This is a genomic window from Roseateles cavernae (genome assembly GCF_040187885.1).
Lineage (GTDB): Bacteria > Pseudomonadota > Gammaproteobacteria > Burkholderiales > Burkholderiaceae_C > Roseateles_E > Roseateles_E cavernae.
On record NZ_JBDPLH010000014.1, the window covers coordinates 25,832 to 51,478 of the forward strand.

Consider the following 25,647-nt stretch of genomic DNA (forward strand, 5'->3'; position numbering starts at 1 on the left):
CCAGGCGCTGGTCCTCAGACCAGACCTTGCTTGCTGGCCAGCACCGCCGCTTCGGCGCGGCTGGAGACATTGAGCTTCTTGTAGATGGACTTGATGTGGTCGTTGACGGTGAACCACTTGATGCCCATCAAATTGGCGATTTCCTTGATCGTGAAACCCTTGCTCAGATAGGTCAGCACCTCGTTCTCGCGCGGGGTCAGGCGCTCCCATTCGGGCGGCGGGTCCAGCACGACGCCTCGACCGCTGGGCGGCGCGGCGCTGGAGGACAGCGGGCTGAAGCCCGAGTTCAGCGCCGAATTCAGGCTCATCGGGCCGCTGTCGCCACTGGAGCCGGGCCGGAAATGCGAGAGCAGACGGCGCGCGATCGCCGGTGACAGCGGCGGCTGGCCGCGCACGATGCGCTGCAACTCCTCGACCAGCACCTCGAAACGGTCTTCCTTCAGCAAATAGCCATCGGCCCCGCATTGCAGGGCCGGGAAGAGGTGGTCGTCGTCGGAGTACAGCGTCGTGACGACCTTGACCGATGGCGTGCCGGCCAGCTCGGCCAGGAATTCCATGCCATTGCCGTCAGGCAATTCCAGATCGACCAGGATCAGCTTGAAGCCGATCTCGGGGCTCTCCTGCGCCACGCGGGCGACATGGCGTCGCGCGCCCTCGAGATCGCCGGCTTCGGTGATCTCCATTGCATCGCTGAAACTCTCTCGCACGACGCGGCACAGAAAACTGCGCGCGACGGGGTTGTCTTCAATAATCAGGACTTTGACTGCCATGGTGTGAGGCTCCGCTCGACCGGCATCCTAGCGCACAACCGAGACCGCGCATGCCCCGCGAAAGCAGGGCACGCGTAGCGAGATGTTGCTGCAGCGCTTCGCCGCAGCTCAGGCCTGGCTCAGCACCACCTTGCCGACCACCTGGCGGCTGCTCATGCGAGCGAACGCGGCGGGCAATTCCGTCATCGGCAGCACGCGGTCCAACACCGGCTTGATCTTGCCCTGGGCGTACCAGCCGGCCAGCTGAGCCAGCATCGCGGCATTGCGCTGCGGCTCCCGCTTGGCGAACTCGCCCCAGAACACGCCGACGATAGAGGCCCCCTTCAAGAGCGCGAGGTTCAGCGGCAGCGCCGGGATCTGGCCCTGCGCAAAGCCGACCACCAGATAGCGGCCCCGCCAGGCGATCGAGCGGAACACCGGCTCGGCCAGATCGCCACCGACCGGGTCGTAGACCACGTCGGGCCCCTTGCCCTCGGTCAGTGTCTTGATGTCCTCGCGCAGCGTGCCCTTGCTGTAGTTGATCGTGGCATCGGCCCCGATCTCGAGGCAGCGCGCACATTTTTCGTCGGACGAGGCCGCTGCGATCACGCGCGCGCCCGCCGCCTTGGCGATCTGTATTGCGGCCGTGCCAACCCCGCCGGCCGCTCCCAGTATCAGCACCGTCTCGCCGGGCTGCAGCGCGGCGCGGTCGGTCAGCGCATGGTGGCTGGTGGCATAGGTGCAGATGAAAGCGGCCGCATCCTCGAAGGCAAAGCCCGGCGGCAGCGGCATCGCCAGCGCGGCCGGAATGCAGGCATGACTGGCAAAGCCACCGGTGCCGGCAAATGCGGCTACCGCATCGCCAGGCTTGAAGCCCTTGACGCCGTCGCCCACCGCATCGACCACGCCGGCGAACTCGGTGCCCGGCACAAAGGGCAGCGGCGGTTTCATCTGATATTTGCCCTGCACGATCAACAGGTCCGGGAAGTTCAGGCTGGCGGCCTTGATCGCCACGCGGATCTGGCCGGTGCCGGGCTCGGCGGTCGGCATTTCCTTCCAGCGCAGGGCTTCGACGCCCACAGGGTTCTCGCACAGCCAGGCTTGCATGGGTTTGACTCCGGTTTTTGCTTGTTGATCGATGATAAGCAGGGGTGGGTAGACAAGGGGTCGCCCAGGTGACGCGATGCCTACAATGCCGGCATGCGTATCCTGATAGCAAACGACGATGGTTATCTGGCACCGGGGCTGGCGGCCCTGGTCAAGGCCTGCGAGGGCCTGGGTCAGATCGATGTGATCGCCCCCGAGCAAAATGCCAGCGGCACCTCCAATGCGCTGACGCTGGGCCGGCCGCTGTCGGTCTACACCGCCGGCAACGGCTTTCGCTATGTCAACGGCACGCCGTCCGACTGCGTCCATGTGGCCTTGACCGGTCTCTTGGACTATCGGCCCGACCTGGTGCTCTCTGGCATCAATAACGGCGCCAATATGGGAGACGACACCCTGTACTCGGGCACGGTGGCGGCCGCCACCGAGGGCTATCTGTTCGGCATCCCGTCGATCGCGTTCTCGCAGGTCGAGAAGGGCTGGGGCCATCTCGATGCGGCCGCCGCAGCGGCCCGGGCCCTCATCGAGCAGGTGCTGGCCGGCGGCCTGGGCCAGGCCTTTCTGCTCAATGTGAACATGCCCAATCGCGCCGATGTCGCGGCCCTGCCGCGCCGCATCACGCGCCTGGGGCGGCGCCATGCCAGTGAGCCGGTGATTTGCCAGCAAAGCCCGCGCGGCGAGACGATCTACTGGATCGGCCCGGCAGGCGATGCCCGCGAGGCCGGCGAAGGCACCGACTTCCACGCCTGCGCCAACGGCATGGTCTCCATCACGCCGCTGCAGGTCGATCTCAGCGACCACGCCTCGCTGCCGGCCTGGCGCCAGCGCCTGGGCCAGACCCCGTGAGCGCGACGCCGCCCGAAACGCCCAAGAAGCGCTTTCCGCTGCCGCTGGACAAGCTGGGCGGTCGTGGCGCGGCGCCGGTGCGCGAGCTGCTGATGCCGCAGCGCCATCTGCAGCAGGCCACCGCCGACGCAGCCCGGCGTGCGGCGCCCAGCGGTCTGGGCATGGATTCGGCCGGCGTGCGCCTGCGCATGGTGCAGCGCCTGCAGCGCGAGGGCCTGCGCGACGAGCGGGTGCTGCAGGCGCTGGCCGGCGTGCCGCGCCATGAGTTCGTCGATACCGCGCTGGCCATCCAGGCCTATGAGGACACCAGCCTGCCGATCGGCCATGGCCAGACCATCTCCAAGCCCTCGGTGGTCGGTCGCATGATCGAGCTGCTGCTGGCGCGTCCCGGCGCGTCCAAGGAGGCCGGTGCGCTGATGGGGCGGGTGCTGGAGATCGGCACCGGCTGCGGCTACCAGGCGGCCGTGCTGGCCCGGCTGGCGCGCCAGGTCACCAGCATCGAGCGCATCAAGCCGCTGCACGATAAGGCGCGCGCCAGCCTGGCGACACTGAATCTGGGCGGCGTCCGGCTGATTTATGGCGATGGGCGGCTGGGCCATGCGCCCAGCGGTCCTTATGACGGCATCATCGCGGCGGCCGGCGGCGACGATCTGCCCGAGGCCTGGATGGCCCAGCTGGCGCCGGGCGGGCGGCTGGTGGCGCCGATGCAGACGCCGGGCGGTCGGGGTCAGGTCTTGGTGGTGGTCGACCATCTGCAGGAAACAGGTGCTAGCCGTTTTGTCCGCACGCTTCATGAGGCGGTGCTTTTCGTGCCTTTAAAATCGGGCGTGACGTAAGAGCGCCCGCCGTGCCCTGTCTGCCGGGCCATCCACCAAACGCTGAAACGCATGCCACTGAACCCTAACCGCAACACCCCATTTCCCGTCGGCCTGCTGGTCGTCGCGATCTGTGCCCTGATCGTCGGCTGCGCCTCGCCCAAGCACCGTGCGCCGGTGGAGGACCGACCGATGAATGGCGCGACCAAGCCGGTCGCGACACCCTCGGGCAACCCGGAGGCGCAGCCCGCGCCCGAGGTCAAGCCGCTGCCGGGCGCCGAGAATGCCGGCAAGCCCGGCTACTACACCGTCAAGCCCGGTGACACGCTGATCCGCATCGCGCTGGACAACGGCCAGAACTGGCGCGACCTGGCGAAATGGAACGGCATCGACAATGCCAATCGCATCGAGGTGGGACAGGTCTTGCGCGTAGTGACGCCGAGCGTCGACGCGGCGGCGGTCAGCGCGCGCCCGGTCACGAGCGCCAAGGTCGAGAGCCGCCCGCTGGACGGCAAGCCGCCGGCGAGCGCCGCCTCGGCGCCTGCCGCGACGACGGCCGCCAGTGCGCCGACGACCACGCCGCCGGCTGCCGCCGGCTCCGAGGATGAGCCGCCCTGGGGCTGGCCGGCCGCCGGTGCGGTGGCCGCCGGTTTCGACGAGGTCAAGAACAAGGGTCTGGTGTTCACCGGCAAGGCCGGCGACCCGGTGCTGGCGGCTGCCGACGGGCGCGTGGTTTACGCAGGTTCGGGCTTGCGCGGATATGGCAATCTGGTCATCATCAAGCACAACACCACCTACCTGACGGCTTACGCGCACAACCAGAGTTTGCTGGTCAAGGAAGACCAGGCGGTGCGCAAGGGCCAGAAGATTGCCGAGATGGGATCCAGCGATGCCGACCAGGTCAAGCTGCACTTCGAAGTGCGCAAGCAAGGCAAGCCTATCGACCCGGCCAAGCTGCTGCCGTCCCGCTAAGCAGTGAGGGCGCCGTGCTGACATCATGAAACGCGCCGCGCCCCATCTGTCCAACGGCTCACTCGCGCCACCGCTGCCGCCACCGGCCGATCTGGAGCGGCTGCTGGCCGAGGATGGCCCTGCCGCTCCCGCAGCGGCAGGGCCTGACGATGACGAGGTCCAGATCTTGCGAAATGGCGCCGCGCCGGCCGCCGATGTCGATCTGGGCAATGCGCTGCAAGCCTATCTGCGCGATATCCGCCGCACGCCGCTGCTGACGCCGCAGCAGGAGTACGACACGGCGGTGCGGGCCCGGGCCGGCGAATTCGCCGCCCGCCAGGCGATGATCGAGCACAACCTGCGCCTGGTGGTCAGCATCGCGAAGAACTATCTCGGCCGCGGCCTGCCGATGAGCGATCTGATCGAGGAGGGCAATCTTGGCCTGATGCATGCGATCGGCAAGTTCGAGCCCGAGCGCGGCTTCCGTTTCTCGACCTATGCCAGCTGGTGGATACGCCAGAGCATCGAGCGCGCCTTGATGCATCAGGCCCGGCTGGTGCGGCTGCCGGTGCACATCGTGCGTGAGCTCAACCATGTGCTGAAGGCGCGTCGGGCGCTGGAGGCCTTGCGCAGCCAGAACGGCGCCGAGTCGGTGGTGCGCGCCGAGGACATTGCGGCCGTGCTGGGCCGGCCGCTGGCCGAGGTTGCCGAGCTGCTGGCCTATGCCGAGCTGCCGACCTCGCTGGACTCACCGGTCGATCGCAACGGCGAGGGCGGCGAGTCGATGATGGATCTGGTGGCCGACGAGCAGGCGGTCGACCCGCTGGGCCTGCGGCTCAGCCATGAGCTGGAGGAATTGCTGGAGCATGGCCTGGCGGCCTTGAACGAGCGCGAGCGCGAGGTGCTGGCCGGTCGCTATGGCCTGAGTGACCGCGAGCCCGAGACGCTGGATGTGCTGGCGATCCGGCTGGGCTTGACGCGCGAGCGCATCCGGCAGATCCAGATCGAGGCGCTCAACAAGCTCAAGCGCAATATGATGCGGCACGGCATCAACCGCGACGCGATCTTCTGAAGCGGGGCTGAGTGTGGCCGCAGGGATAATCCCGGCCATGACTCAACAATCCGAATGGCTGAAGGTCGAATCGCTGGACCTGGAAGCGCAGGGCGTTGCCCACAATACCGAAGGCAAGGTGGTGTTCATCGAGGGCGCTTTGCCCGGTGAAGAGGTGCAGGTCACCGTCGGCCGCAAGAAGAACAATTGGGAGCAGGGCGCTCTGGTGGCGATGCGCCGCGAGAGCTCACAGCGGGTCGTGCCCGGCTGTCCCAATTTCGGCCTGCATGCCGGTGCCTGTGGCGGCTGCAAGATGCAGCATCTGCACACCGGGGCCCAGGTCGCCGTCAAGCAGCGGGTCGTCGAGGACAACCTCTGGCATCTGGGCAAGGTCAAGCCGGAGACCCTGCTGCGGCCTATCGAAGGCCCGGCCTGGGGCTATCGCTATCGTGCACGTTTCTCGGTCCGCTATGTGGCCAAGAAGGGTCAGGTGCTGATCGGCTTCCATGAGCGCAAGAGCCGCTATGTGGCCGATATGCAGGTCTGCAAGGTCGTACCGGCGGTGGTCAGCGATATGCTGATGCCGCTGCGCGAGCTGATCGCCAGCATGGCCGAGCGCGACCGGTTGCCGCAGATCGAGCTGGCCATGGGTGAGCAGGTGATCGCGCTGGTCCTGCGCCACCTGAATCCGCTGCCCGACTCCGATCTGGCCAAGCTGCGCGAGTTCGCGGCCGCTCATCCGGGCGTGCAATGGTGGTTGCAGCCCAAGGGGCCGGACACGGTCAAGCTGCTTGACGAGGGCGGCCCGGAGCTGGCCTACACCTTGCCGGAGTTCGGCGTCGTGATGCCCTTCAAGCCGACCGATTTCACCCAGGTCAATCCGCATATCAACACGGTGCTGGTCGGCCGCGCGCTGCGCCTGCTGCAGGTGCGCAAGAACGAGCGGGTGATCGACTGGTTCTGCGGCTTGGGCAACTTCACCCTGCCACTGGCGACCCAGGCGCGCGAGGTGCTGGGCATCGAGGGCAGCGAGACCCTGGTGCAGCGCTCGCGCGAAAACGCCAGGCGCAATGGGCTGGAGGGCAATACCGCCTTTGTCGCGCGCAATCTGTTCGAGATGACGCCCGAGTTGCTGGCGGCCGACGGTGTGGCTGACAAATGGCTGGTGGACCCGCCGCGCGAAGGTGCGTTCGCGCTGGCCAAGGCGGTGGCCGATATCGCTCAGGACCCGAGCCTGGCCCCGGGCTGGACGCCGCCCCAGCGCATCGTCTATGTCAGCTGCAATCCGGCCACGCTGGCGCGCGATGCGGGGCTGTTGGTCAATGTGGCCGGCTACCGCTGCACGGCCGCCAGTGCGGTGAATATGTTCCCGCACACGGCCCACGTCGAGTCGATCGCGGTCTTCGAGCGCTGACAAGAAAAACGGGACCCGCAGGTCCCGTTTCTGCTAAGCCAGGGTGCGCGCTCAGTCGCGTTCGCCGCCGAAGATGCCCAGCAGGGACAGCAGGCTCTGGAACACGTTGTAGATGTCCAGGTAGATCGCCAGGGTGGCCGAGATGTAGTTGGTCTCGCCGCCATCGATCACGCGCTTGATGTCATACAGCATGAAGGCCGAGAACACTGCCATCGCCAGCACCATCACGGTCAGCATCAGTGCCGAGGACTGCAGGAAGATGTTCACCAGGCCGGCCACCAGCAGGATGATGGCGCCGACGAACAGGAACTTGCCCATGCCGGAGAGGTCGCGCTTGATCACGGTGGCCAGGCTGGCCATCGCGAAGAAGATCGCGCCGGTGCCGCCGAAGGCCATCATGATCAGTTCGCTGCCGTTCTTGAAGCCCAGGATCTGAGCCAGCAGGCGCGACAGCATCAGGCCCATGAAGAAGGTGAAGGCGAGCAGGGCCACGACGCCGGTGCTGCTGTTCTTGGTCTTCTCGACGACGAACATCAGACCGAAGGCGCCGGCAAAGAACACCAGGGTGCTCATGCCCAGGCCCAGACTGGCCATGATGCCGGTGGACACCCCGACCCAGGCGCCCAGCACGGTGGGCACCATGGACAGGGCCAGCAGCCAGTAGGTGTTGCGCAGCACGCGCTGGCGTTCGACCGCGAGGCCGCCGCCGAGGGCGCTGCCGTATTGGGTTTGCATGCTGTCGTTCATCACAGTCCTCCAGGGAAATGTCGGTTGAGAGACCAGTTCTTCTTTGCAATTATTCTAGTCAGCACAGGCTGACTGCGCAGCCATNCTGGCGTTCGACCGCGAGGCCGCCGCCGAGGGCGCTGCCGTATTGGGTTTGCATGCTGTCGTTCATCACAGTCCTCCAGGGAAATGTCGGTTGAGAGACCAGTTCTTCTTTGCAATTATTCTAGTCAGCACAGGCTGACTGCGCAGCCATGCCGGGGCAGGGCTTGCACCAGGGCGGCAGGTAGTTTTGCATTCCCGCGCAGCAATACCGCAGGCCGCTGACGCTAAAGTGCGGCTCTTAGCCAGGATTTCAACACCATGAAGCAAAAACCCTTTCTGAGCCTTGACGAGGTCAAGCGCATCGCCGCCGCCGCCGAAGCGGAGGCCGTCAGCCATAACTGGGCCGTCACGATTGCCATCGTCGATGATGGTGGCCATCTGCTGTGGTTGCAGCGTCTTGATGGCGCAGCCGCCATTTCGGCCCAGATCGCGCCGGCCAAGGCCCACACGGCGGCCTTGGGGCGTCGTGAATCCAAGGTCTACGAGGACATGATCAACCAGGGTCGCATGTCCTTCCTGAGCGCGCCGGGCCTGAACGGCCTGCTGGAGGGTGGCGTGCCCATCGTGGTCGACGGTTTCCATATCGGCGCCGTCGGCGTCAGCGGTGTGAAATCGACCGAAGACGCGCAGATCGCGCGTGCCGGCATCGCCGCGCTGGGCTGATACGCGCCGAGACCGATGCGCAAGCCCCGGCCCGCCGGGGCTTGTTTGCTTTTGTCCACCGGTTTCGTTGTCAACTTCGTGTCAAAGCGCAAGGCTTTGCCTCCGTGATAACCCTGGTCGGTTATACTCAGCAGGTTTACCCGCAACCTACCGCTACCCTAGCGAAACTCCTCAGTTTCCTCAACCGGACTCAAGCTCATCAGCGTGATGGAGCCGAGCTGGGCGTGCGCACAATAAACGGAGTTCCCCGTGCTGCCCGATCTGCTCTCCTCCCCCAAAGCGATCCTTGCCCTGGCAGACGGTACGGTCTTCAAAGGCTCCTCGATCGGCGCAGCCGGTCATACGGTCGGCGAAGTGGTGTTCAACACCGCGCTCACCGGCTATCAAGAAATCCTCACCGACCCCAGCTATTGCCGGCAGATCGTCACCCTGACGTATCCGCATATCGGCAACTACGGCGTCAATGATGAGGATGTCGAGGCGTCGAAGGTCCATGCCGCAGGCCTGATCATCAAGGAGCCGCCCGTCCTGGACTCCAATTTCCGCAAGACCCGCAGCCTCGTGCAATACCTGCGCGACGAAGGCACGGTGGCGATTGCCGACATCGACACCCGACGCCTGACCCGCCATCTGCGCACGACAGGCGCACAGAACGGCTGCATCATGGCGCTGGCCGCCGGTGAGGCGATCACCGAGGCGCTGATCGCCGAGGCTGTGCGTCTGGCCCAGGCCGCGCCCAGCATGGCCGGCCTCGATCTGGCCAAGGTCGTCACCGCGAGCGAGTCGCACAGCTGGACCCAGACCGAGTGGAGGCTGGGCACGGGTTATGGCGAGCTGACGCAGCCGCGCTTTCATGTCGTCGCCTACGATTTCGGCGTCAAGAGCAATATCCTGCGCATGCTGGCTTCGCGCGGCTGCAAGATCACCGTCGTTCCGGCGCAGACCCCCGCCAGCGCGGTGTTCGACCTGGAGCCGGACGGCATCTTCCTGTCCAACGGCCCTGGCGATCCGCAGCCCTGCGACTACGCGATCAAGGCCGCGGCCGAGCTGATCGAGTCGGGCATCCCGACCTTCGGCATCTGCCTGGGTCACCAGATCATGGCCCTGGCCAGCGGTGCGAAGACTTTCAAGATGAAATTCGGCCACCACGGCGCCAACCACCCGGTCAAGGATCTGGATAACGGCCGCGTCTCGATCACCAGCCAGAATCATGGCTTCGCGGTCGAGGCCGACTCGCTGCCGGCGAATCTGCGCGCGACGCATATCAGCCTGTTCGACGGCACCTTGCAAGGCCTGGCTCGCACCGACAAGCCGGCCTTCTGCTTCCAGGGGCACCCGGAGGCGAGCCCCGGCCCGCACGACATTTCCTATCTCTTTGATCGCTTCATCGGTCTGATGGCGAAGGCTTGATTGATCATGGCAAAACGTACTGACATCAAAAGCATCCTGATCATCGGCGCCGGCCCGATCATCATCGGCCAGGCCTGCGAGTTCGATTACTCGGGCGCCCAGGCCTGCAAGGCGCTGCGCGAGGAGGGTTACAAGGTCATCCTCGTCAACAGCAACCCGGCCACCATCATGACGGACCCGGACACGGCCGACGTCACCTATATCGAGCCCATCACCTGGCAGGTGGTCGAGAAGATCATCGCCAAGGAGCGCCCCGACGCGGTGCTGCCGACCATGGGCGGCCAGACCGCGCTGAACTGCGCGCTGGACCTGCACAAGCACGGCGTGCTGGCCAAGTACAACGTCGAGATGATCGGTGCCAATGAAAAGGCGATCGAGAAGGCCGAGGACCGCCTGAAGTTCAAGGATGCGATGACCAAGATCGGTCTCGATTCCGCGAAGTCCGGCATCGCCCACTCGATGGAAGAAGCGCTGGCCGTCCAGAAGCGCATCACGGCCGAGATCGGCGGCACCGGCTTCCCTATGGTCATCCGCCCCAGCTTCACGCTGGGCGGTACCGGTGGTGGCATCGCCTACAACCCGGAAGAATTCGAAGAGATCTGCAAGCGCGGTCTGGATCTGTCGCCGACCAATGAGCTGCTGATCGAAGAGTCGCTGATCGGCTGGAAAGAGTACGAGATGGAGGTGGTCCGCGACAGCAAGGACAACTGCATCATCGTCTGCGCGATCGAGAACCTGGATCCGATGGGCGTGCATACCGGCGACTCGATCACGGTCGCCCCGGCCCAGACCCTGACCGACAAGGAATACCAGCTGCTGCGCAATGCCTCGATCGCGATCCTGCGCGAGATCGGCGTCGACACCGGTGGGTCCAATGTGCAGTTCTCGATCAATCCGAAGAACGGCCGCATGACCGTGATCGAGATGAACCCGCGCGTGTCGCGTTCCTCGGCGCTGGCGTCCAAGGCCACCGGCTTCCCGATCGCCAAGATCGCCGCCAAGCTGGCCGTGGGCTACACCCTGGACGAGCTGAAGAACGACATCACCGGCGGCGTCACGCCCGCGTCCTTCGAGCCCAGCATCGACTATGTCGTCACCAAGATCCCGCGCTTCGCCTTCGAGAAGTTCCCGATGGCGGATTCGCGCCTGACCACGCAGATGAAGTCGGTCGGCGAGGTGATGGCGATGGGTCGCACCTTCCAGGAGTCGTTCCAGAAGGCCTTGCGTGGCCTGGAAACCGGCATTGACGGCCTGAGCGAGCGCTCGACCGATCGCGAAGAGATCGTGCAGGAGATCGGCGAGCCCGGCCCCGAGCGCATCCTGTTCGTGGCCGATGCCTTCCGCATCGGCATGAGCATGCAGGAGGTGTTCGAAGAGACGGCCATCGACCCCTGGTTCCTGGCCCAGATCGAACAGCTGGTGAAGATCGAGCTGTCGCTGGCCGGCCGCGCGCTGGCCTCGCTGTCGACCGACGAGCTGCGCCTGCTGAAGAAGAAGGGCTTCTCGGACAAGCGCCTGGCCAAGCTGCTGGGCACGAACCAGCACGAGGTCCGCGCCGCGCGCCACGCGCAAGGCGTGCGCCCGGTCTACAAGCGCGTGGACACCTGCGCCGCCGAGTTCGCGACGCAGACCGCCTATATGTACTCGACCTATGAGGAAGAGTGCGAGGCCGAGCCGACCAGCAAGAAGAAGATCATGGTGCTGGGCGGTGGCCCGAACCGTATCGGCCAGGGCATCGAGTTCGACTACTGCTGCGTCCATGCGGCCTTGGCGATGCGCGAGGACGGCTACGAGACCATCATGGTCAACTGCAATCCCGAGACCGTCTCGACCGACTACGACACCTCGGATCGCCTCTACTTCGAGCCGGTGACCCTGGAAGACGTGCTGGAAATCGTCGCGCTGGAAAAGCCGGTCGGCGTGATCGTGCAGTACGGTGGCCAGACGCCGCTGAAGCTGGCGCTGGACCTGGAACGCGCCGGCGTGCCCATCATCGGCACGACGCCGGACTCGATCGACATCGCCGAGGACCGCGAGCGCTTCCAGAAGCTATTGCACGAGCTGGGCCTGAAGCAGCCGCCGAACCGCACCGCGCGCACCGAAGAGCAGGCCGTGGCCCTGGCCAACGAGATCGGCTACCCGCTGGTGGTGCGTCCGAGCTATGTGCTGGGCGGCCGCGCGATGGAGATCGTGCACGGCGACAAGGACCTGGAGCGCTATATGCGCGAAGCGGTGCGTGTCTCCGACAAGTCGCCGGTGCTGCTGGATCGCTTCCTGGAGGATGCGGTTGAGGTCGATGCTGACTGCATCAGCGACGGCACCGATGTGATGATCGGCGGCATCATGGAGCACATCGAGGCGGCCGGCATCCACAGCGGCGACTCGGCGTGCTCGCTGCCGCCCTACACGCTGTCGGCGGAGATCCAGGACGAATTGCGTCGCCAGACCGCAGCGATGGCCAAGGCGCTGAAGGTGGTCGGCCTGATGAATGTGCAGTTCGCGATCCAGGGCGATGTGACCGGCGGCCTGGACCAGGCCACCGTCTATGTGCTGGAAGTGAATCCGCGCGCCTCGCGCACCGTGCCCTTCGTCAGCAAGGCGACCGGCCAGCAACTGGCCAAGATCGCCGCGCGCTGCATGGCGGGCCAGAAGCTGAAGGACCAGAAGGACCGCCTGGGCCGTGTGCCGGCCGAAGTGATTCCGCCTTACTTCAGCGTCAAGGAAGCGGTTTTCCCCTTCAACAAGTTCCCCGGCGTCGATCCGATCCTGAGCCCGGAAATGCGCTCGACCGGCGAAGTGATGGGCGCGGCCCGTACCTTTGGCGAAGCGATGCTGAAGAGCCAGCTTGGCGCCGGTTCGCGCCTGCCGCGCCAGGGCAACGTGCTGATCACGGTGAAGAACAGCGACAAGGCCCGCGCCGTGGCGGTGGCCAAGGACCTGCATGCGCTGGGCTTCGGTGTCGTGGCGACCAAGGGCACGGCGGCGGCGATTGCCGAGGCCGGCGTGCCGGTGCGTGCGGTTAACAAAGTCAAGGACGGTCGGCCCCATATCGTCGACATGGTCAAGGGCGGCGAGATCCAGCTGGTCTTCACGACCGTGGATGAGACCCGCACCGCCATTGCCGACAGCCGCTATATCCGCCAGTCGGCGCTGGCCAATCGCGTGACCTACTACACGACCATGGCCGGCTGCGAGGCTGCGGTCGAGGGCATGAAGCACCAGGACGGTCTGCTGGTGCAATCCCTGCAAGAGCTGCACGCCGAACTGGTCTAAACTTCTCTCCCAGATACCGCCGCCGCGCCTCAGGGCTTCCTGAGCGGCGGCGGCTTCATTTTGTTTTCAAGGTTTGTTGAATATGGCCACTGTCCCTTTGACCGTCTACGGCGCTGAAAAGCTCAAGGAAGAACTGCATCGACTCAAATCGGTCGAGCGGCACGCCGTGATCCAGGCCATTGCCGAAGCCCGTGCGCAGGGCGATCTGTCCGAGAACGCCGAGTACGAGGCGGCCAAGGACAAGCAGGGCTTCATCGAAGGCCGCATCCTCGAAATCGAAAGCAAGCTGGCGGCGGCGCAGATCATCGACCCGGCCGGTGTCGATGCCGGCGGCCGCATCGTGTTCGGCACGACGGTCGATCTGGAGGAAGAAGCCAGCGGTGCCGAGGTCACCTACCAGATCGTCGGCGATGACGAGGCCGACCTGAAGATCGGCAAGATCTCGATCAGCTCGCCGATCGCCCGTGCCCTGATCGGCAAGGAAGCCGGCGATGTCGCCGAGGTGCAGGCGCCTGGCGGTGTCAAGCGCTACGAGATTGTTGAAGTCCGCTACGTCTGAGTCGTGCTGTACCGCAGTCGAGCCGTGCTGGCCGCCCTCTGGGGCGGTCTTTTGCTTTGCATCGCCTTCGTGGCGGCTCCCAGCGCCTTCGCGGTGCTGGAGCGCTCACAGGCAGGCGTGGTGGTCGGGCGGCTGTTTGCGCTGGAGGCCTATATCAGCCTGGCGGCGGGTCTGCTGCTGATGATGATGGAGCGGCGCCTGGGGCGGGATGGCGGCGACCCGGTGTTTTCGGTCGCGATGCTGTTGCCGGCCGGTGCCTTGTTCTGCACGGTGGCCGGCTACTTCGGGCTGCAGCCGCTGATGGCGGCGGCGCGAGCCGGGCAGGGCGGCTGGTCATTCATGACGCTGCACGCCGTGTCGTTCGGCTTTTATGGGGCCAAGACCCTGCTGGTGCTGGTCTTGGCCTGGCGCGCCAGCAAGGAGCCCGGTCCGCCTCAGTCCTGAACCAGTTTCTTGACGCTGGTGATGCGCCGCTTGGCGCGCTTGATCTCGCCACCTTGGGCGACGCGCTGATTGCCCAGCACTTGCAGCTTCTTGACCTGGGGGCGGTGGTTGCCGCTCTTCGAGAATTTGACGATCTTGACGACGCGCGGGCCGGGGCGGCCATCGCTGCGCTCGGCCTGCTCCTTCTCGGGAATCGGGCGCCACAGCACCAGCAGCTTGCCGATGTGCTGGATCGGCGCGGCGTCGAGTTCGTTGGCGAGGATCTGCAGCATGCCCTCGCGGCCGGCACGGTCGTCAGAGAACACGCGCACCTTGATCAGGCCATGGGCCTTCAGGGCGTGGTCCACTTCCTTGGTGACGGCGGGCGTCAGGCCGTCGCCCCCTATCATGACCACGGGGTCCAGGTGATGGGCTTCGGAGCGTTTTTCCTTGCGCTGGGCAGGAGTCAGTTGAATTGCGGGCATACCCTATTATCGGTGCAAGATGAAAATTCAGACAAAAAGTAAAAAGGTCAATAAGGCGTGGCTGCATGGGCATATCAATGACCCCTATGTGAAGCTGGCGCAGAAGGACGGATTCCGGGCCCGTGCGGCCTACAAGCTCAAGGAGATCGACGAAGAGCTCAAGCTGATCCACCCGGGTCAGGTGGTTGTCGATCTGGGGGCCTCGCCCGGTGCCTGGAGCCAGTACCTGCGTCGACGCTTCGCACCCAAGGAGGCGGGTGTCGGCGGTGCGGCGGTGGGGGCGCTCAACGGCACCATCATTGCGCTGGATCTGCTGGACTTCGAGCCCATCGAGGGCGTGCACTTCATCCAGGGCGACTTTCAGGAAGAGGCGGTGCTCCAGCAGCTGGAGGCCGCGCTGGCCGGACGGCCGGTCGATCTTGTGGTCTCGGACATGGCACCCAATCTGTCCGGCATCGAGGGCGTGGATTCGGCGCGTGTGGCCGGTCTGGTCGAGTTGGCCATCGATTTCGCGCAGCAGCATTTGAAGCCCGAGGGCGCGTTGGTGGCTAAGGTCTTCCATGGCAGCGGTTACAACCAGCTTCTGGACGCGTTCAAGAAGGGCTTCAAAAAGGTCAAGACCCTCAAGCCCAAGGCCTCGCGTGACCGCTCGTCCGAGACTTTTCTGATCGGTATCGGTCTGAAATAAGTGGCAGGCTTGGCAATCTCTATCGCCCTGCATGGGAAAGCCAATCAAGTGCAGGGCTTGACTGCAATAGAATCAACCCCATATGCCGTGCAAGAGTCGTCGTTGGTGCGACTCAGCGTGTTTGGAATTAAGGAGTCGCGGTGAACAATCAGTGGTTCTCGAAGGTAGCTGTTTGGATGGTGATCGCCCTGGTGCTGTTCACCGTCTTCAAGCAGTTTGATCGGGGCGCGGCTCAGGGCAACCAGATCGGTTACTCCGACTTCCTGGAGGAAGTGCGCGCCAAGCGAGTCAAGCAGGTCACCCTGCAAGAAGGCAGTGGCGGAACCGAGATCATCGCCATCACCAATGACGATAAGCGCCTGCGCAGCAATGCCACCTATCTGGACCGCGGTCTGGTGGGCGACCTGATCAACAACGGTGTCAAGTTCGATGTCAAGCAGCGCGAGGAACCGTCGCTGCTGATGAGCCTGCTGGTCAGCTGGGGCCCGATGCTGTTGCTGATCGGCGTCTGGGTCTACTTCATGCGCCAGATGCAGGGGGGCGGCAAGGGCGGGGCGTTCAGCTTCGGCAAGAGCAAGGCCCGCATGCTGGACGAGGCCAACAACTCCACCACCTTCGCCGACGTCGCCGGTTGTGACGAGGCCAAGGAAGAGGTCAAGGAGCTGGTCGACTTCCTGAAGGATCCGCAAAAATTCCAGAAGCTCGGCGGTCGCATCCCGCGCGGCGTGTTGCTGGTCGGCCCTCCGGGCACCGGCAAGACCTTGCTGGCCAAGGCCATTGCCGGCGAGGCCAAGGTGCCGTTCTTCTCGATCTCGGGTTCCGACTTCGTCGAGATGTTCGTCGGCGTCGGCGCGGCCCGCGTGCGCGATATGTTCGAGCAGGCCAAGAAGAGCGCCCCCTGCATCATCTTCGTCGACGAAATCGACGCGGTCGGTCGCCACCGTGGTGCCGGCCTGGGTGGCGGCAATGACGAGCGCGAGCAGACGCTGAACCAGATGCTGGTCGAGATGGACGGCTTCGAGACCAATCTTGGCGTCATCGTGATGGCCGCGACCAACCGTCCGGACATCCTGGACCCCGCGCTGCTGCGCCCGGGGCGTTTCGACCGCCAGGTCTATGTGACTCTGCCGGATGTGCGTGGCCGTGAGCAGATCCTGAACGTGCATATGCGCAAGGTGCCGGTCGGCCAGGACATCCGCGCCGACATCCTGGCCCGCGGCACGCCCGGCTTCTCCGGTGCCGATCTGGCCAATCTGGTCAACGAGGCGGCCCTGTTCGCCGCGCGCCGCAGTGGTCGCGTGGTCGAGATGGTCGACTTCGAGAAGGCCAAGGACAAGATCATGATGGGCCCCGAGCGCAAGTCCATGGTCATGCCCGAGGAAGAGCGCAAGAACACCGCCTATCACGAGGCCGGCCATGCCCTGGTCGCCCGCCTGATGCCCAAGACCGATCCGGTGCACAAGGTCACGGTGATCCCGCGTGGCCGTGCGCTGGGCGTGACGATGCAGCTGCCCGAAGGCGACCGCTACAGCATGGACAAGGAGCGCATGCTCTCGACCATCTCGGTGCTGTTCGGTGGCCGTATCGCCGAAGAGGTGTTCATGAACCAGATGACCACCGGTGCGTCGAACGACTTCGAGCGCGCCACCGCGATTGCCCGCGATATGGTGACCCGCTACGGCATGACCGACGAGCTCGGCCCGATGGTCTATGCCGAGAACGAGGGCGAGGTTTTCCTCGGTCGCTCGGTGACCAAGACCACCAGCATGTCCGAAGAGACCATGCGCAAGGTCGACTCGGTGATACGCCGCATCATTGACGAGCAGTACACGATTGCCCGCAAGCTGATCGAGGACAACACCGACAAGATGCACGCGATGGCCAAGGCGCTGCTGGAATGGGAAACCATTGACGCGGACCAGATCGAGGACATCATGGGCGGCAAGCCACCGCGCCCGCCCAAGGATTGGACACCGCCGTCCGGCGGCAACAAGCCGGATGGCACGCCCCCGGCCGTCAACGCCGATAGCGCGCCGGCAGCGGCCTGATTTTCGACTCATGTCCAGCGGGGCCGTCTGCAAAGACGGCCCCGTTTTCAATTCCGAAGAGTGCTTTTCCATGCTTTGGCAGACCACCCGCTACGCGATCGACCTGAGCCGCCCCCGTGTGATGGGCATCGTCAATGTCACGCCCGATTCCTTTTCCGATGGCGGCCAGCATGGCGAGACGCGCAGCGCGATCGCGCACTGCGAGCGCTTGGTGAAAGAAGGGGCGGACATTCTCGATATCGGCGGCGAGTCGACCCGGCCCGGCTCTCAGAGCCTCGCGCCGTTGGATGAATGGGCGCGCATCGAGCAGGTGCTTAAAGCGGCGCTGAGCCTGGGGCTGCCGGTCTCGGTCGATACGTGCAAGACCGAGGTGATGCGCCGCGCGACGGATCTGGGGGTGGACATCGTCAACGATATCCAGGCCTTGCAGGCGCCGGGGGCCTTGGTCCTGCTGGCCGCGCAAGCCCGGACCGGTGTCTGCCTGATGCATATGCGCGGGGAGCCCAGCACGATGCAGGGCCTGACCGATTACCAGGACCTGGCGGGCGAGGTGCTGGCCTTTCTGGCGGCACGGGCGCGGGCGGCGAGCGATGCCGGCATCGCGGCGGCGCGCATCTGCCTGGATCCGGGCTATGGCTTTGCCAAGACCGCAGAGCAGAACTTCGAGCTGCTGCGCGATCAGGCCCGGCTGCTTGATCTGGGCTATCCGCTGCTGGTCGGCTGGTCGCGCAAGGCGGCCCTGGGCAAGGTCACCGGCCGGGCGGTCGACGAGCGCGTACCGGCCAGTGTGGCGGCGGCCCTGGTGGCCGTCGCCCGTGGTGCACGCGTTCTGCGTGTGCACGATGTCGCGGCCACCAGCGACGCCTTGAAGGTCTGGGCTGCGGCCCAGGGCCCGGCCTGAACGACAATAGCGCCCACTAAGAATTCCAGGAGATGCTCCCAATGAGCCGTATGTATTTTGGAACCGATGGCATCCGCGGCACCGTGGGCCAGTCGCCGATCACGCCCGACTTCATGCTGCGCCTGGGCCATGCGGTGGGCCGGGTCTTGCGCAAGGAGACGGCGCGCCCCAGCGTGCTGATCGGCAAGGACACGCGGATCTCGGGCTATATGCTGGAATCCTCGCTCGAAGCGGGTTTTGCCTCGGCCGGTGTCGATGTCTGGCTGACCGGGCCGTTGCCGACGCCCGGCGTGGCCTATTTGACTCGTGCGCTGCGCCAGCAGCTGGGCGTGGTGATCAGCGCCTCGCACAACCCCTTCTCGGACAACGGCATCAAGTTCTTCTCGTCCAAGGGCGAGAAACTGCCCGATGCCTGGGAGCTGGCGGTCGAGCAGGCGCTGGAGGAAGCGCCATCCTGGGTCGACTCGGCCAATCTGGGCCGGGCACGGCGGCTGCAGGATGCGCGCGGCCGCTATATCGAGTTCTGCAAGAACAGCTTCGGTCCCGACCTGTCGCTGCGCGGCCTGAAGATCGTCGTCGATGCGGCCCATGGTGCGGCCTATCACGTCGCGCCCGATGTGTTCCACGAACTCGGCGCCGAGGTCATCTCGATCGGCTGCAGCCCCGACGGCTTCAATATCAATGCCGGTTTCGGCGCCACCGCGCCGGCCGCCCTGGTCAAGGCGGTCAAGGAGCATGGCGCGCACTACGGGGTCGCGCTTGACGGCGATGCCGACCGCCTCCAACTGGTCGATGCCCAGGGCCGGCTCTACAACGGTGACGAGCTGCTCTATGTGATGGTGGCCGACCGGCTCAGCCAGGGCTTGCGGGTGCCCGGTGCCGTCGGTACCTTGATGACCAATATGGCGGTTGAGCTGGCCTTGAAGGCGCGCGATGTCGACTTTGTGCGCGCCAAGGTCGGGGATCGCTATGTGATGGAGGAGTTGGCCGCGCGTGGCTGGCAGCTCGGTGGCGAGGGCTCGGGTCATCTGCTGGCGCTGGACAAGCACACGACCGGCGACGGCATTGTCAGCGCCTTGCTGGTGCTGCAGGCGGTCAGCCGCAGCGGCTGCAGCCTGGCCGAGCTGCTGGCCGGTGTCGAGCTGTTCCCGCAGACCTTGATCAATGTCCGCTTGCAGCCTGGTCAGGACTGGAAGAGCAATGCCCGCCTGGCCCAGGAACAGGCTGAGGTGACGGCCGATCTGGGGGCGCGCGGCCGGGTGCTGATCCGGGCTTCGGGTACCGAGCCGCTGCTGCGCGTGATGGTCGAGGCCAGCGATGCGCAGCTGGCCCAGCAATGCGCGCAGCGCCTGGTGGACGCCGTCAAGCTCTGATCCGCCCCGGATGCGCAAAAGCCCCCGCAGCGCAGGCTGCGGGGGCTTTCTTGTGGGATGGCCGTTGCTTACTTCTTCGGCGGCATCAGCACGCGATCGATCACATGGGCCACGCCGTTGGTGGCCTTGATGTCGGAGCGCTGCACCATCGCATCTTCGACGGTGACGAAATCGCCGGCCTTGGACAGGGCCACATTGGCGCCTTGCAAGGTCTTGACATTGCCGGGCTTGATCTCGGCGGCGCTCAGCTGGCTGCTCAGGATGTGATAGCTCAGCACGGCCTTGAGCTGGGCGTTGTCCTGGGCCAGCGCCTCCAGGGTCTTGGCCGGGACGGCCTTGAAGGCCTCGTCGCTGGGCGCGAACACGGTCAGCGGGCCGCTGGCGCGCAGGCTGTCGCGCAGGCCGGCCTGGTCGACCAGGCGGTTGAAGGTGCTCAGCTGCGGATCGCGGCCCAGCGTATCGGCCAGCGGCGCCGGCGCCGGTGCGGTGGCGCAGGCGCTCAGGCCCAGTGCCAGGGCGGCCAGGGCCAGGAATTGGGTGGGTTTGTTCATCTCGAGGTCTCCGGTCCAGGGCATCAGGCCCAGCGGCACGGACTGTAGGCAGGGTATGTGACAGACGGGTGAATTGATTGTGACAATGGCGTTGACGCCTTGTGCGGGTCTGGAGAGACTTCACGAGCGCCTGCTGCTGTCACTGACCCGTCACATTCAAGTCATAGGATGGCACCCATCGTCAACCAAGCACTGCGATAGGTAACTCATGAACTTCGTACATTTGAGCAAGGGTCTTGTTTTTGTGGCCGCTGCAACATTGGCCCCGCTGGCCATGGCCCAGGACGTGACCGGTGCCGGTGCATCCTTCCCTGCACCGGTCTATGCCAAATGGGCCGATGCCTACAACAAGGCGATCGGTGCGCGCATCAATTACCAGTCGGTCGGCTCGGGCGCCGGCATTCGCCAGATCAAGGCCAAGACGGTGGACTTCGGTGCCTCCGACGCGCCGCTGAAGGACGATGAGCTGGCCAAGGACGGCATGATCCAGTTCCCCACCGTGATCGGCGGCGTCGTGCCGGTGGTCAATATCAAGGGCATCACCCCGGGCCAAATCAAGATGACCGGCCAGCTGCTGGGCGACATCTATCTGGGCAAGATCACCAAGTGGAACGACGCGACCATCGCCGCGCTGAATCCCGGCGTTGCGCTGCCGGACGCGGCCATCGCCGTGGTGCGTCGCGCCGACGGATCGGGTACCAGCTTCCTGTTCACCAACTACCTGTCCAAGGTCAATGCCGAGTGGAAGAGCAAGGTGGGCGAGGGCACGGCCGTGAACTGGCCGACCGGTGCCGGCGGCAAGGGCAATGAGGGCGTGTCGGCCTTCGTGACCCGTCTGCCCAACTCGATCGGCTATGTCGAGTACGCCTACGCCAAGCAGAACAAGATGTCGCATGTGCAGCTGAAGAATCAGTCCGGCGCCTATGTCAATCCGGATGACAGCGCCTTCAAGGCGGCGGCTGCCGGCGCTGAATGGACCAAGAGCTTCTATCAGGTGCTGACCGAGCAGCCCGGCAAGGACAGCTGGCCCATCACCGGCGCCACCTTCATCCTGATGCACAAGAACCAGGACAAGCCCGCCAGCGCCACCGCTTCGCTGAAGTTCTTCGACTGGGCCTTCGGCAGCGGCGACAAGATGGCCGAAGACCTGGACTACGTGCCGCTGCCCGCCAGCGTCAAGGATCTGATCCGCAAGCAGTGGGCCGACAACCTGAAGGACGCTTCGGGCAAGGCCATCGCTTACAAGTGATTCTGAATTGATCAGTCGCAACGGCCCGGCAGTCAACGCTGTCGGGCTGTTGTCGAATCTGCCGCCGACTTTTCAACGCCTGATTCCCAGGAGGCCCCGTGGCCGCAATACTCCCAGCCAACAACTTCGAGTCCGGTGATCGTCCGGCAGAGCGGGTCCAGCCGCAGGGCAGCCCGCCGCCGCGTCGCCGTGTCGCGCCCTGGGCCGACACCGTGTTTTCGCTGCTCGCGCACAGCGCCGCCTGGCTGACGCTGGCCCTGCTGGTGGGCATCATCGTCTCGCTGCTGATCGGCGCGGCCCCGGCCATCCAGGAGTTCGGCCTGGGCTTTCTGTGGACCAGCGAGTGGGATCCTGTCCAGGAAAAGTTCGGCGGCCTGGTGATGATTTACGGCACGCTGATGACCTCCTTCATCGCGCTGCTGATCGCGGTGCCGGTGAGCTTCGGCATCGCGCTGTTCCTGACCGAGCTCTCGCCCAACTGGCTGCGCCGGCCGCTGGGCGTCGCGGTCGAGCTCTTGGCCGCCGTGCCGTCCATCGTCTACGGCATGTGGGGCCTGCTGGTGTTCGGCCCCATCCTGGCCACCTATGTGCAGCAGCCGCTGCAGGCCCTGCTGACCGGTGTGCCCTTCCTGGGCGCGCTGGTGTCGGGCCCGCCGGTGGGCATCGGCATCCTGTCGGCCGGCATCATCCTGGCCATCATGATCATTCCCTTCATCGCCTCGGTGATGCGCGACGTGTTCGAGGTCACGCCGCCGATGCTGAAGGAAAGCGCCTACGGCCTGGGCGCCACCACCTGGGAGGTGGTCTGGAAGGTGGTGCTGCCCTATACCAAGACCGGCGTGGTCGGCGGCATCATGCTGGGCCTGGGCCGCGCGCTCGGAGAGACCATGGCCATCACCTTCGTGATCGGCAATATGAACCAGCTGAACTCGCTGTCGGTGTTCGAGGCGGCCAACAGCATCACCTCGGCGCTGGCCAATGAGTTCGCCGAGGCCGGCGAGGGCCTGCATCAGGCTTCGCTGATCTATCTGGGCCTGGTGCTGTTCTTCATCACCTTCGTGGTGCTGGCCTGCTCCAAGGTGCTGTTGTCGCAACTGAAGAAGAACGAGGGAGCGCGCTCATGAGTGTCAGCACCACCGTATTGGATGCCAAGCGCCTGGCCATGCATGCCAAGCGCAAGCGGGTCAACGCGATCGCGCTGACCCTGTCGCTGGCCGCGATGGCCTTCGGCCTGTTCTGGCTGCTGTGGATTCTGTTCGAGACCGTGCGTCTGGGCATCGGCGGCCTGGCGCTGGCCACCTTCACCGAGATGACCCCGCCGCCGCAGGCCGAGACCGGCGGCCTGGCCAATGCCATCTTCGGCTCGGCCGTGATGGTGGGTCTGGCCACCTTGATCGGCACGCCGGTCGGCGTGCTGGCCGGCGTCTACCTGGCCGAGTACGGCCAGAAGACCTGGCTGGGCAGCACCGTGCGTTTCATCAACGACATCCTGTTGTCGGCGCCGTCCATCGTCGTCGGCCTGTTCATCTACGCAGTCGTGGTCGCCAAGATGAAGAGCTTCTCGGGCTTTGCCGGCATCCTGGCGCTGGCGCTGATCGTGATCCCGGTCGTGATACGCACCACCGAGAACATGTTGAGCCTGATCCCGAATGCCTTGCGCGAGGCGGCCTATGCGCTGGGCACGCCGAAGTGGAAGGTCATCATGTCGGTGACCCTGAAGTCGGCCCGCGCCGGCGTGCTGACCGGCATCCTGCTGGCCCTGGCCCGCATTTCGGGAGAGACCGCGCCGCTGCTGTTCACCGCGCTGTCGAATCAGTTCTGGACCTCGGACCTGAGTGCGCCGATGGCCAGCTTGCCGGTCACGATCTTCAAATTCGCGATGAGCCCCTACGAGAACTGGCAGAAGCTGGCCTGGGCGGGCGTGTTCATCATCACCATTGGCGTGCTGCTGCTGAATATCCTGGCGCGCGTGCTCTTCAAGAACAAGCATTAAGAGGGCTTAACCACCATGGACGCAAAAGTCGACATGCCCATCACCGAGCGGGCCAAGCTCTCGGTCAAGAACCTGAACTTCTACTACGGCAACTTCCATGCCCTAAAGAACATCAATCTGGACATTCCGGAGAAGAAGGTCACCGCCTTCATCGGCCCCTCGGGCTGCGGCAAGTCCACCCTGCTGCGCACGCTGAACCGCATGTTCGAGCTCTATCCCGAGCAGCGCGCCGAGGGCCAGATCCTGCTGGACGGCAATGACATCCTGACCAGCCGCGACGATGTCTCGCTGGTGCGCGCCAAGATCGGCATGGTGTTCCAGAAGCCGACGCCGTTCCCGATGTCGATCTACGACAACATCGCCTTCGGCGTGCGCCTGTTCGAGACGCTGCCGCGGGTCGAGATGGACGAGCGGGTCGAATGGGCGCTGAAGAAGGCCGCGCTGTGGAACGAGGTCAAGGACAAGCTCAACCAGAGCGGCTCGGGCCTCTCCGGCGGCCAGCAGCAGCGTCTGTGCATCGCCCGCGGCATCGCGATCAAGCCCGAGGTGCTGCTGCTCGACGAGCCCTGCTCGGCGCTGGACCCGATCTCGACCGGCAAGATCGAGGAACTGATCCACGAGCTGAAGAGCGACTACACGGTGGCTATCGTGACCCACAACATGCAGCAGGCCGCGCGCTGCTCGGACTACACGGCCTATATGTACCTGGGCGACCTGATCGAGTTCGGCCCGACGGCCGAGCTGTTCATGAAGCCCAAGCGCAAGGACACCGAAGACTACATCACCGGCCGCTTCGGCTGAGCCAGGGAGACACACCATGAGCGACAAGCATCTCTCAACCCAATTCGATGCCGAGCTGAGCGGCATCTCGACCCGCGTGCTGGAAATGGGCGGTCTGGTCGAGGCCCAGGTGGCGCAGGCGGTCAACGCGCTGACCTCCTTCAGCGGCGAGATCGCCAGCGTCGTGCTGCAGACCGAGGAGCGCGTCAACGCGATGGAGGTGGAGATCGACCGCGATCTGTCCAGCATCATCGCGCGCCGTCAGCCCACGGCCCGCGATCTGCGCCTGCTGATCGCGATTTCCAAGACCATCGCCAATCTGGAGCGCGTCGGTGACGAGGCCGCGCGCATTGCCCGCACGGTGCAGCGCCTGATCAACTCCGGCGTCTCGAGCCGGCTGCGCCTGCCGATGTCGGACCTGGCCTTCGAGGCCGATCTGGCCGTGGCCCTGCTGCGCAAGGCGCTGGATGCCTTCGCGCGTCTGGATGTCGAGCGTGCGCTCGAGGTGCTGAAGCAGGACGACCAGATCGACAAGGAGTTCGATGGCCTGCTGCGCAAGCTGATCACCTACATGATGGAAGACCCGCGCACCATCTCCACCTCGATCGACATGGTCTTCGTCGCCAAGGCGATCGAGCGCGTCGGCGACCATGCCAAGAACCTGGCCGAGGTCATCATCTATGTGGTCAAGGGCACCGATGTACGTCACAACACGCCCGAGGCGGTTGAGACCATGGTGCGCTGAGACCCCGAGCAGAAGGAAAACAATATGAGCCGTATCCTGGTGGTGGAAGACGAATCGGCGATTGCCGAGCTGATCTCGATCAATCTGCGTCATGCCGGATTCGATGTGACGATCGCCGGCAGTGCCGATCAGGCGCAGCTGGAGGTGGATCGGGTGTTGCCAGACCTGGTGGTGCTGGACTGGATGCTGCCGGGTCAGTCGGGCCTGGCGCTGGCGCGGCTGTGGCGCGGTGCGGTGCGCACCAAGGAGCTGCCCATCATCATGCTGACCGCGCGGGCCGAGGAGACCGACAAGGTCTCGGGGCTGGATGCCGGCGCCGATGACTATCTGACCAAGCCTTTCTCGACCAATGAGCTGCTGGCGCGCATCCGTGCGGTGCTGCGCCGTAAGGCGCCCGAGGCGCTGGATTCGGTGGTCGAGATCAGCGGCCTGAGCCTGGATCCGGGCACGCGCCGTGTCAGCCGCGAAGGTGTCGAGGTCAAGCTGGGCCCGACCGAGTTCCGCCTGCTGCACTTCTTCATGACCCATCCCGAGCGCGTGCACAGCCGCTCGCAGCTGCTGGACCGGGTCTGGGGCGATCATGTCTTCATCGAGGAGCGCACCGTGGACGTGCATGTCAAGCGCCTGCGTGAAGCGCTGGAGCGCGTGCACTGCGCACGCATGATAGAGACGGTGCGCGGTGCGGGCTACCGGCTGACGCAACAGGCCAGCGCGCTGTCCGCCTGAGCCAGGAACTGGAGTTTCA

At 65.2% G+C, this 25,647-nt stretch carries 25 protein-coding genes; 20 read left to right on the forward strand and 5 right to left on the reverse strand.

The window, feature by feature from the left end:
• Positions 1 to 14: 14 nt before the first annotated feature.
• Together ABGI63_RS23720 and ABGI63_RS23725 are read right to left on the reverse strand one after the other, a co-directional pair.
• Positions 15 to 770 carry a LuxR C-terminal-related transcriptional regulator gene (locus ABGI63_RS23720; RefSeq protein WP_137945569.1) on the reverse strand — a complete coding sequence of 252 codons (756 nt, stop codon included), beginning with the start codon at positions 768 to 770 and terminating at the stop codon, positions 15 to 17.
• A gap of 108 nt (positions 771 to 878) precedes the next feature.
• On the reverse strand, positions 879 to 1,856 hold the full coding sequence (locus ABGI63_RS23725; RefSeq protein ID WP_349745040.1) for an NADPH:quinone oxidoreductase family protein: 978 nt from the start codon (positions 1,854 to 1,856) through the stop codon (positions 879 to 881).
• A gap of 93 nt (positions 1,857 to 1,949) precedes the next feature.
• Here ABGI63_RS23725 and surE point away from each other — a divergent pair, with 93 nt between their 5' ends.
• Genes surE through rlmD form a run of 5 tightly spaced genes read left to right on the forward strand, consistent with a single transcriptional unit; the run spans position 1,950 to position 6,930 of the window.
• Positions 1,950 to 2,699, forward strand: a complete 750-nt coding sequence (gene surE, locus ABGI63_RS23730) for a 5'/3'-nucleotidase SurE (protein ID WP_137945571.1) — start codon at positions 1,950 to 1,952, stop codon at positions 2,697 to 2,699.
• A complete protein-coding gene (locus tag ABGI63_RS23735; RefSeq protein ID WP_432767466.1) occupies positions 2,696 to 3,535 on the forward strand; it encodes a protein-L-isoaspartate(D-aspartate) O-methyltransferase in 840 nt (279 codons plus the stop codon). The genes surE and ABGI63_RS23735 overlap by 4 nt, the downstream gene beginning before the upstream one ends.
• A 51-nt stretch (positions 3,536 to 3,586) precedes the next feature.
• Complete coding sequence (locus tag ABGI63_RS23740; protein WP_349745042.1) at positions 3,587 to 4,486, forward strand: peptidoglycan DD-metalloendopeptidase family protein; 900 nt, start codon at positions 3,587 to 3,589, stop codon at positions 4,484 to 4,486.
• Positions 4,487 to 4,511: 25 nt separating this feature from the next.
• Positions 4,512 to 5,537 (forward strand): RNA polymerase sigma factor RpoS, encoded by a 1,026-nt coding sequence (gene rpoS, locus ABGI63_RS23745; RefSeq protein WP_349745043.1) that lies wholly within the window; start codon positions 4,512 to 4,514, stop codon positions 5,535 to 5,537.
• A 37-nt stretch (positions 5,538 to 5,574) separates the two neighbouring features.
• Complete coding sequence (gene rlmD / locus ABGI63_RS23750; protein WP_349745044.1) at positions 5,575 to 6,930, forward strand: 23S rRNA (uracil(1939)-C(5))-methyltransferase RlmD; 1,356 nt, start codon at positions 5,575 to 5,577, stop codon at positions 6,928 to 6,930.
• Positions 6,931 to 6,981: 51 nt separating this feature from the next.
• Here rlmD and ABGI63_RS23755 read toward each other — a convergent pair whose 3' ends face one another.
• Positions 6,982 to 7,677, reverse strand: a complete 696-nt coding sequence (locus ABGI63_RS23755; RefSeq protein ID WP_349745045.1) for a Bax inhibitor-1/YccA family protein — start codon at positions 7,675 to 7,677, stop codon at positions 6,982 to 6,984.
• 342 nt (positions 7,678 to 8,019) lie between these two features.
• Here ABGI63_RS23755 and ABGI63_RS23760 point away from each other — a divergent pair, with 342 nt between their 5' ends.
• The 5 genes from ABGI63_RS23760 (at position 8,020) to ABGI63_RS23780 (ending at position 14,110) form a co-directional block, all read left to right on the forward strand.
• Positions 8,020 to 8,424 (forward strand): GlcG/HbpS family heme-binding protein, encoded by a 405-nt coding sequence (locus ABGI63_RS23760; RefSeq protein ID WP_137945577.1) that lies wholly within the window; start codon positions 8,020 to 8,022, stop codon positions 8,422 to 8,424.
• 249 nt (positions 8,425 to 8,673) lie between these two features.
• On the forward strand, positions 8,674 to 9,834 hold the full coding sequence (gene carA, locus ABGI63_RS23765; RefSeq protein WP_349745046.1) for a glutamine-hydrolyzing carbamoyl-phosphate synthase small subunit: 1,161 nt from the start codon (positions 8,674 to 8,676) through the stop codon (positions 9,832 to 9,834).
• 6 nt (positions 9,835 to 9,840) lie between these two features.
• Positions 9,841 to 13,107, forward strand: coding sequence for a carbamoyl-phosphate synthase large subunit (gene carB, locus ABGI63_RS23770; protein ID WP_349745047.1), 3,267 nt, complete (start codon positions 9,841 to 9,843; stop codon positions 13,105 to 13,107).
• Between the two features lie 82 nt (positions 13,108 to 13,189).
• Positions 13,190 to 13,666, forward strand: a complete 477-nt coding sequence (gene greA, locus ABGI63_RS23775; protein WP_137945580.1) for a transcription elongation factor GreA — start codon at positions 13,190 to 13,192, stop codon at positions 13,664 to 13,666.
• A gap of 24 nt (positions 13,667 to 13,690) precedes the next feature.
• Complete coding sequence (locus ABGI63_RS23780; RefSeq protein ID WP_349745048.1) at positions 13,691 to 14,110, forward strand: DUF4149 domain-containing protein; 420 nt, start codon at positions 13,691 to 13,693, stop codon at positions 14,108 to 14,110.
• Here ABGI63_RS23780 and ABGI63_RS23785 read toward each other — a convergent pair.
• On the reverse strand, positions 14,101 to 14,574 hold the full coding sequence (locus tag ABGI63_RS23785; RefSeq protein ID WP_137945582.1) for a YhbY family RNA-binding protein: 474 nt from the start codon (positions 14,572 to 14,574) through the stop codon (positions 14,101 to 14,103). The two genes, ABGI63_RS23780 and ABGI63_RS23785, sit on opposite strands and share 10 nt — an antisense overlap.
• Positions 14,575 to 14,593: 19 nt before the next feature.
• Between ABGI63_RS23785 and ABGI63_RS23790 the strand changes: the two genes are divergently transcribed.
• The 4 genes from ABGI63_RS23790 (at position 14,594) to glmM (ending at position 19,584) form a co-directional block, all read left to right on the forward strand.
• Positions 14,594 to 15,262 (forward strand): RlmE family RNA methyltransferase, encoded by a 669-nt coding sequence (locus ABGI63_RS23790; RefSeq protein WP_262973783.1) that lies wholly within the window; start codon positions 14,594 to 14,596, stop codon positions 15,260 to 15,262.
• A 140-nt stretch (positions 15,263 to 15,402) separates the two neighbouring features.
• On the forward strand, positions 15,403 to 17,310 hold the full coding sequence (ftsH, locus tag ABGI63_RS23795) for an ATP-dependent zinc metalloprotease FtsH (RefSeq protein WP_137945584.1): 1,908 nt from the start codon (positions 15,403 to 15,405) through the stop codon (positions 17,308 to 17,310).
• A 70-nt stretch (positions 17,311 to 17,380) separates the two neighbouring features.
• Positions 17,381 to 18,211, forward strand: a complete 831-nt coding sequence (gene folP, locus ABGI63_RS23800; protein WP_349745049.1) for a dihydropteroate synthase — start codon at positions 17,381 to 17,383, stop codon at positions 18,209 to 18,211.
• A gap of 41 nt (positions 18,212 to 18,252) precedes the next feature.
• Complete coding sequence (glmM, locus tag ABGI63_RS23805) at positions 18,253 to 19,584, forward strand: phosphoglucosamine mutase (RefSeq protein WP_349745050.1); 1,332 nt, start codon at positions 18,253 to 18,255, stop codon at positions 19,582 to 19,584.
• Between the two features lie 68 nt (positions 19,585 to 19,652).
• On the opposite strand, the gene ABGI63_RS23810 is transcribed toward glmM, so the two are convergent.
• Positions 19,653 to 20,135 carry a fasciclin domain-containing protein gene (locus ABGI63_RS23810; protein ID WP_349745051.1) on the reverse strand — a complete coding sequence of 161 codons (483 nt, stop codon included), beginning with the start codon at positions 20,133 to 20,135 and terminating at the stop codon, positions 19,653 to 19,655.
• Positions 20,136 to 20,343: 208 nt separating this feature from the next.
• Here ABGI63_RS23810 and pstS point away from each other — a divergent pair, with 208 nt between their 5' ends.
• From pstS to phoB, 6 genes are all read left to right on the forward strand, one after another.
• The gene (pstS, locus tag ABGI63_RS23815; protein WP_349745052.1) at positions 20,344 to 21,384 is read left to right on the forward strand and encodes a phosphate ABC transporter substrate-binding protein PstS; all 1,041 of its coding nucleotides are present in this window, start codon (positions 20,344 to 20,346) and stop codon (positions 21,382 to 21,384) included.
• 107 nt (positions 21,385 to 21,491) lie between these two features.
• Positions 21,492 to 22,508 (forward strand): phosphate ABC transporter permease PstC, encoded by a 1,017-nt coding sequence (gene pstC / locus ABGI63_RS23820; RefSeq protein WP_349745076.1) that lies wholly within the window; start codon positions 21,492 to 21,494, stop codon positions 22,506 to 22,508.
• Positions 22,505 to 23,377 carry a phosphate ABC transporter permease PstA gene (pstA, locus tag ABGI63_RS23825; RefSeq protein ID WP_349745054.1) on the forward strand — a complete coding sequence of 291 codons (873 nt, stop codon included), beginning with the start codon at positions 22,505 to 22,507 and terminating at the stop codon, positions 23,375 to 23,377. The genes pstC and pstA overlap by 4 nt, the downstream gene beginning before the upstream one ends.
• Before the next feature lie 15 nt (positions 23,378 to 23,392).
• Positions 23,393 to 24,178, forward strand: coding sequence for a phosphate ABC transporter ATP-binding protein PstB (pstB, locus tag ABGI63_RS23830; RefSeq protein ID WP_137945591.1), 786 nt, complete (start codon positions 23,393 to 23,395; stop codon positions 24,176 to 24,178).
• A 16-nt stretch (positions 24,179 to 24,194) separates the two neighbouring features.
• Entirely contained in the window at positions 24,195 to 24,902 is a 708-nt protein-coding gene (gene phoU / locus ABGI63_RS23835) for a phosphate signaling complex protein PhoU (RefSeq protein ID WP_266005048.1), read from the forward strand.
• Positions 24,903 to 24,926: 24 nt separating this feature from the next.
• Complete coding sequence (gene phoB / locus ABGI63_RS23840) at positions 24,927 to 25,628, forward strand: phosphate regulon transcriptional regulator PhoB (RefSeq protein ID WP_262973776.1); 702 nt, start codon at positions 24,927 to 24,929, stop codon at positions 25,626 to 25,628.
• Positions 25,629 to 25,647 lie beyond the last annotated feature (19 nt).

What these genes read in the sequence shown, in the direction of transcription:
- ABGI63_RS23720 (WP_137945569.1), bottom strand. Translation starts at nt 770, where the DNA reads ATGGCAGTCAAAGTCCTGATTATTGAAGACAACCCCGTCGCGCGCAGT.
- ABGI63_RS23725 (WP_349745040.1), bottom strand. Translation starts at nt 1,856, where the DNA reads ATGCAAGCCTGGCTGTGCGAGAACCCTGTGGGCGTCGAAGCCCTGCGC.
- surE (WP_137945571.1), top strand. Translation starts at nt 1,950, where the DNA reads ATGCGTATCCTGATAGCAAACGACGATGGTTATCTGGCACCGGGGCTG.
- ABGI63_RS23740 (WP_349745042.1), top strand. Translation starts at nt 3,587, where the DNA reads ATGCCACTGAACCCTAACCGCAACACCCCATTTCCCGTCGGCCTGCTG.
- rpoS (WP_349745043.1), top strand. Translation starts at nt 4,512, where the DNA reads ATGAAACGCGCCGCGCCCCATCTGTCCAACGGCTCACTCGCGCCACCG.
- rlmD (WP_349745044.1), top strand. Translation starts at nt 5,575, where the DNA reads ATGACTCAACAATCCGAATGGCTGAAGGTCGAATCGCTGGACCTGGAA.
- ABGI63_RS23755 (WP_349745045.1), bottom strand. Translation starts at nt 7,677, where the DNA reads ATGAACGACAGCATGCAAACCCAATACGGCAGCGCCCTCGGCGGCGGC.
- ABGI63_RS23760 (WP_137945577.1), top strand. Translation starts at nt 8,020, where the DNA reads ATGAAGCAAAAACCCTTTCTGAGCCTTGACGAGGTCAAGCGCATCGCC.
- carB (WP_349745047.1), top strand. Translation starts at nt 9,841, where the DNA reads ATGGCAAAACGTACTGACATCAAAAGCATCCTGATCATCGGCGCCGGC.
- greA (WP_137945580.1), top strand. Translation starts at nt 13,190, where the DNA reads ATGGCCACTGTCCCTTTGACCGTCTACGGCGCTGAAAAGCTCAAGGAA.
- ABGI63_RS23785 (WP_137945582.1), bottom strand. Translation starts at nt 14,574, where the DNA reads ATGCCCGCAATTCAACTGACTCCTGCCCAGCGCAAGGAAAAACGCTCC.
- ABGI63_RS23790 (WP_262973783.1), top strand. Translation starts at nt 14,594, where the DNA reads ATGAAAATTCAGACAAAAAGTAAAAAGGTCAATAAGGCGTGGCTGCAT.
- folP (WP_349745049.1), top strand. Translation starts at nt 17,381, where the DNA reads ATGCTTTGGCAGACCACCCGCTACGCGATCGACCTGAGCCGCCCCCGT.
- glmM (WP_349745050.1), top strand. Translation starts at nt 18,253, where the DNA reads ATGAGCCGTATGTATTTTGGAACCGATGGCATCCGCGGCACCGTGGGC.
- ABGI63_RS23810 (WP_349745051.1), bottom strand. Translation starts at nt 20,135, where the DNA reads ATGAACAAACCCACCCAATTCCTGGCCCTGGCCGCCCTGGCACTGGGC.
- pstS (WP_349745052.1), top strand. Translation starts at nt 20,344, where the DNA reads ATGAACTTCGTACATTTGAGCAAGGGTCTTGTTTTTGTGGCCGCTGCA.
- pstA (WP_349745054.1), top strand. Translation starts at nt 22,505, where the DNA reads ATGAGTGTCAGCACCACCGTATTGGATGCCAAGCGCCTGGCCATGCAT.
- pstB (WP_137945591.1), top strand. Translation starts at nt 23,393, where the DNA reads ATGGACGCAAAAGTCGACATGCCCATCACCGAGCGGGCCAAGCTCTCG.
- phoU (WP_266005048.1), top strand. Translation starts at nt 24,195, where the DNA reads ATGAGCGACAAGCATCTCTCAACCCAATTCGATGCCGAGCTGAGCGGC.
- phoB (WP_262973776.1), top strand. Translation starts at nt 24,927, where the DNA reads ATGAGCCGTATCCTGGTGGTGGAAGACGAATCGGCGATTGCCGAGCTG.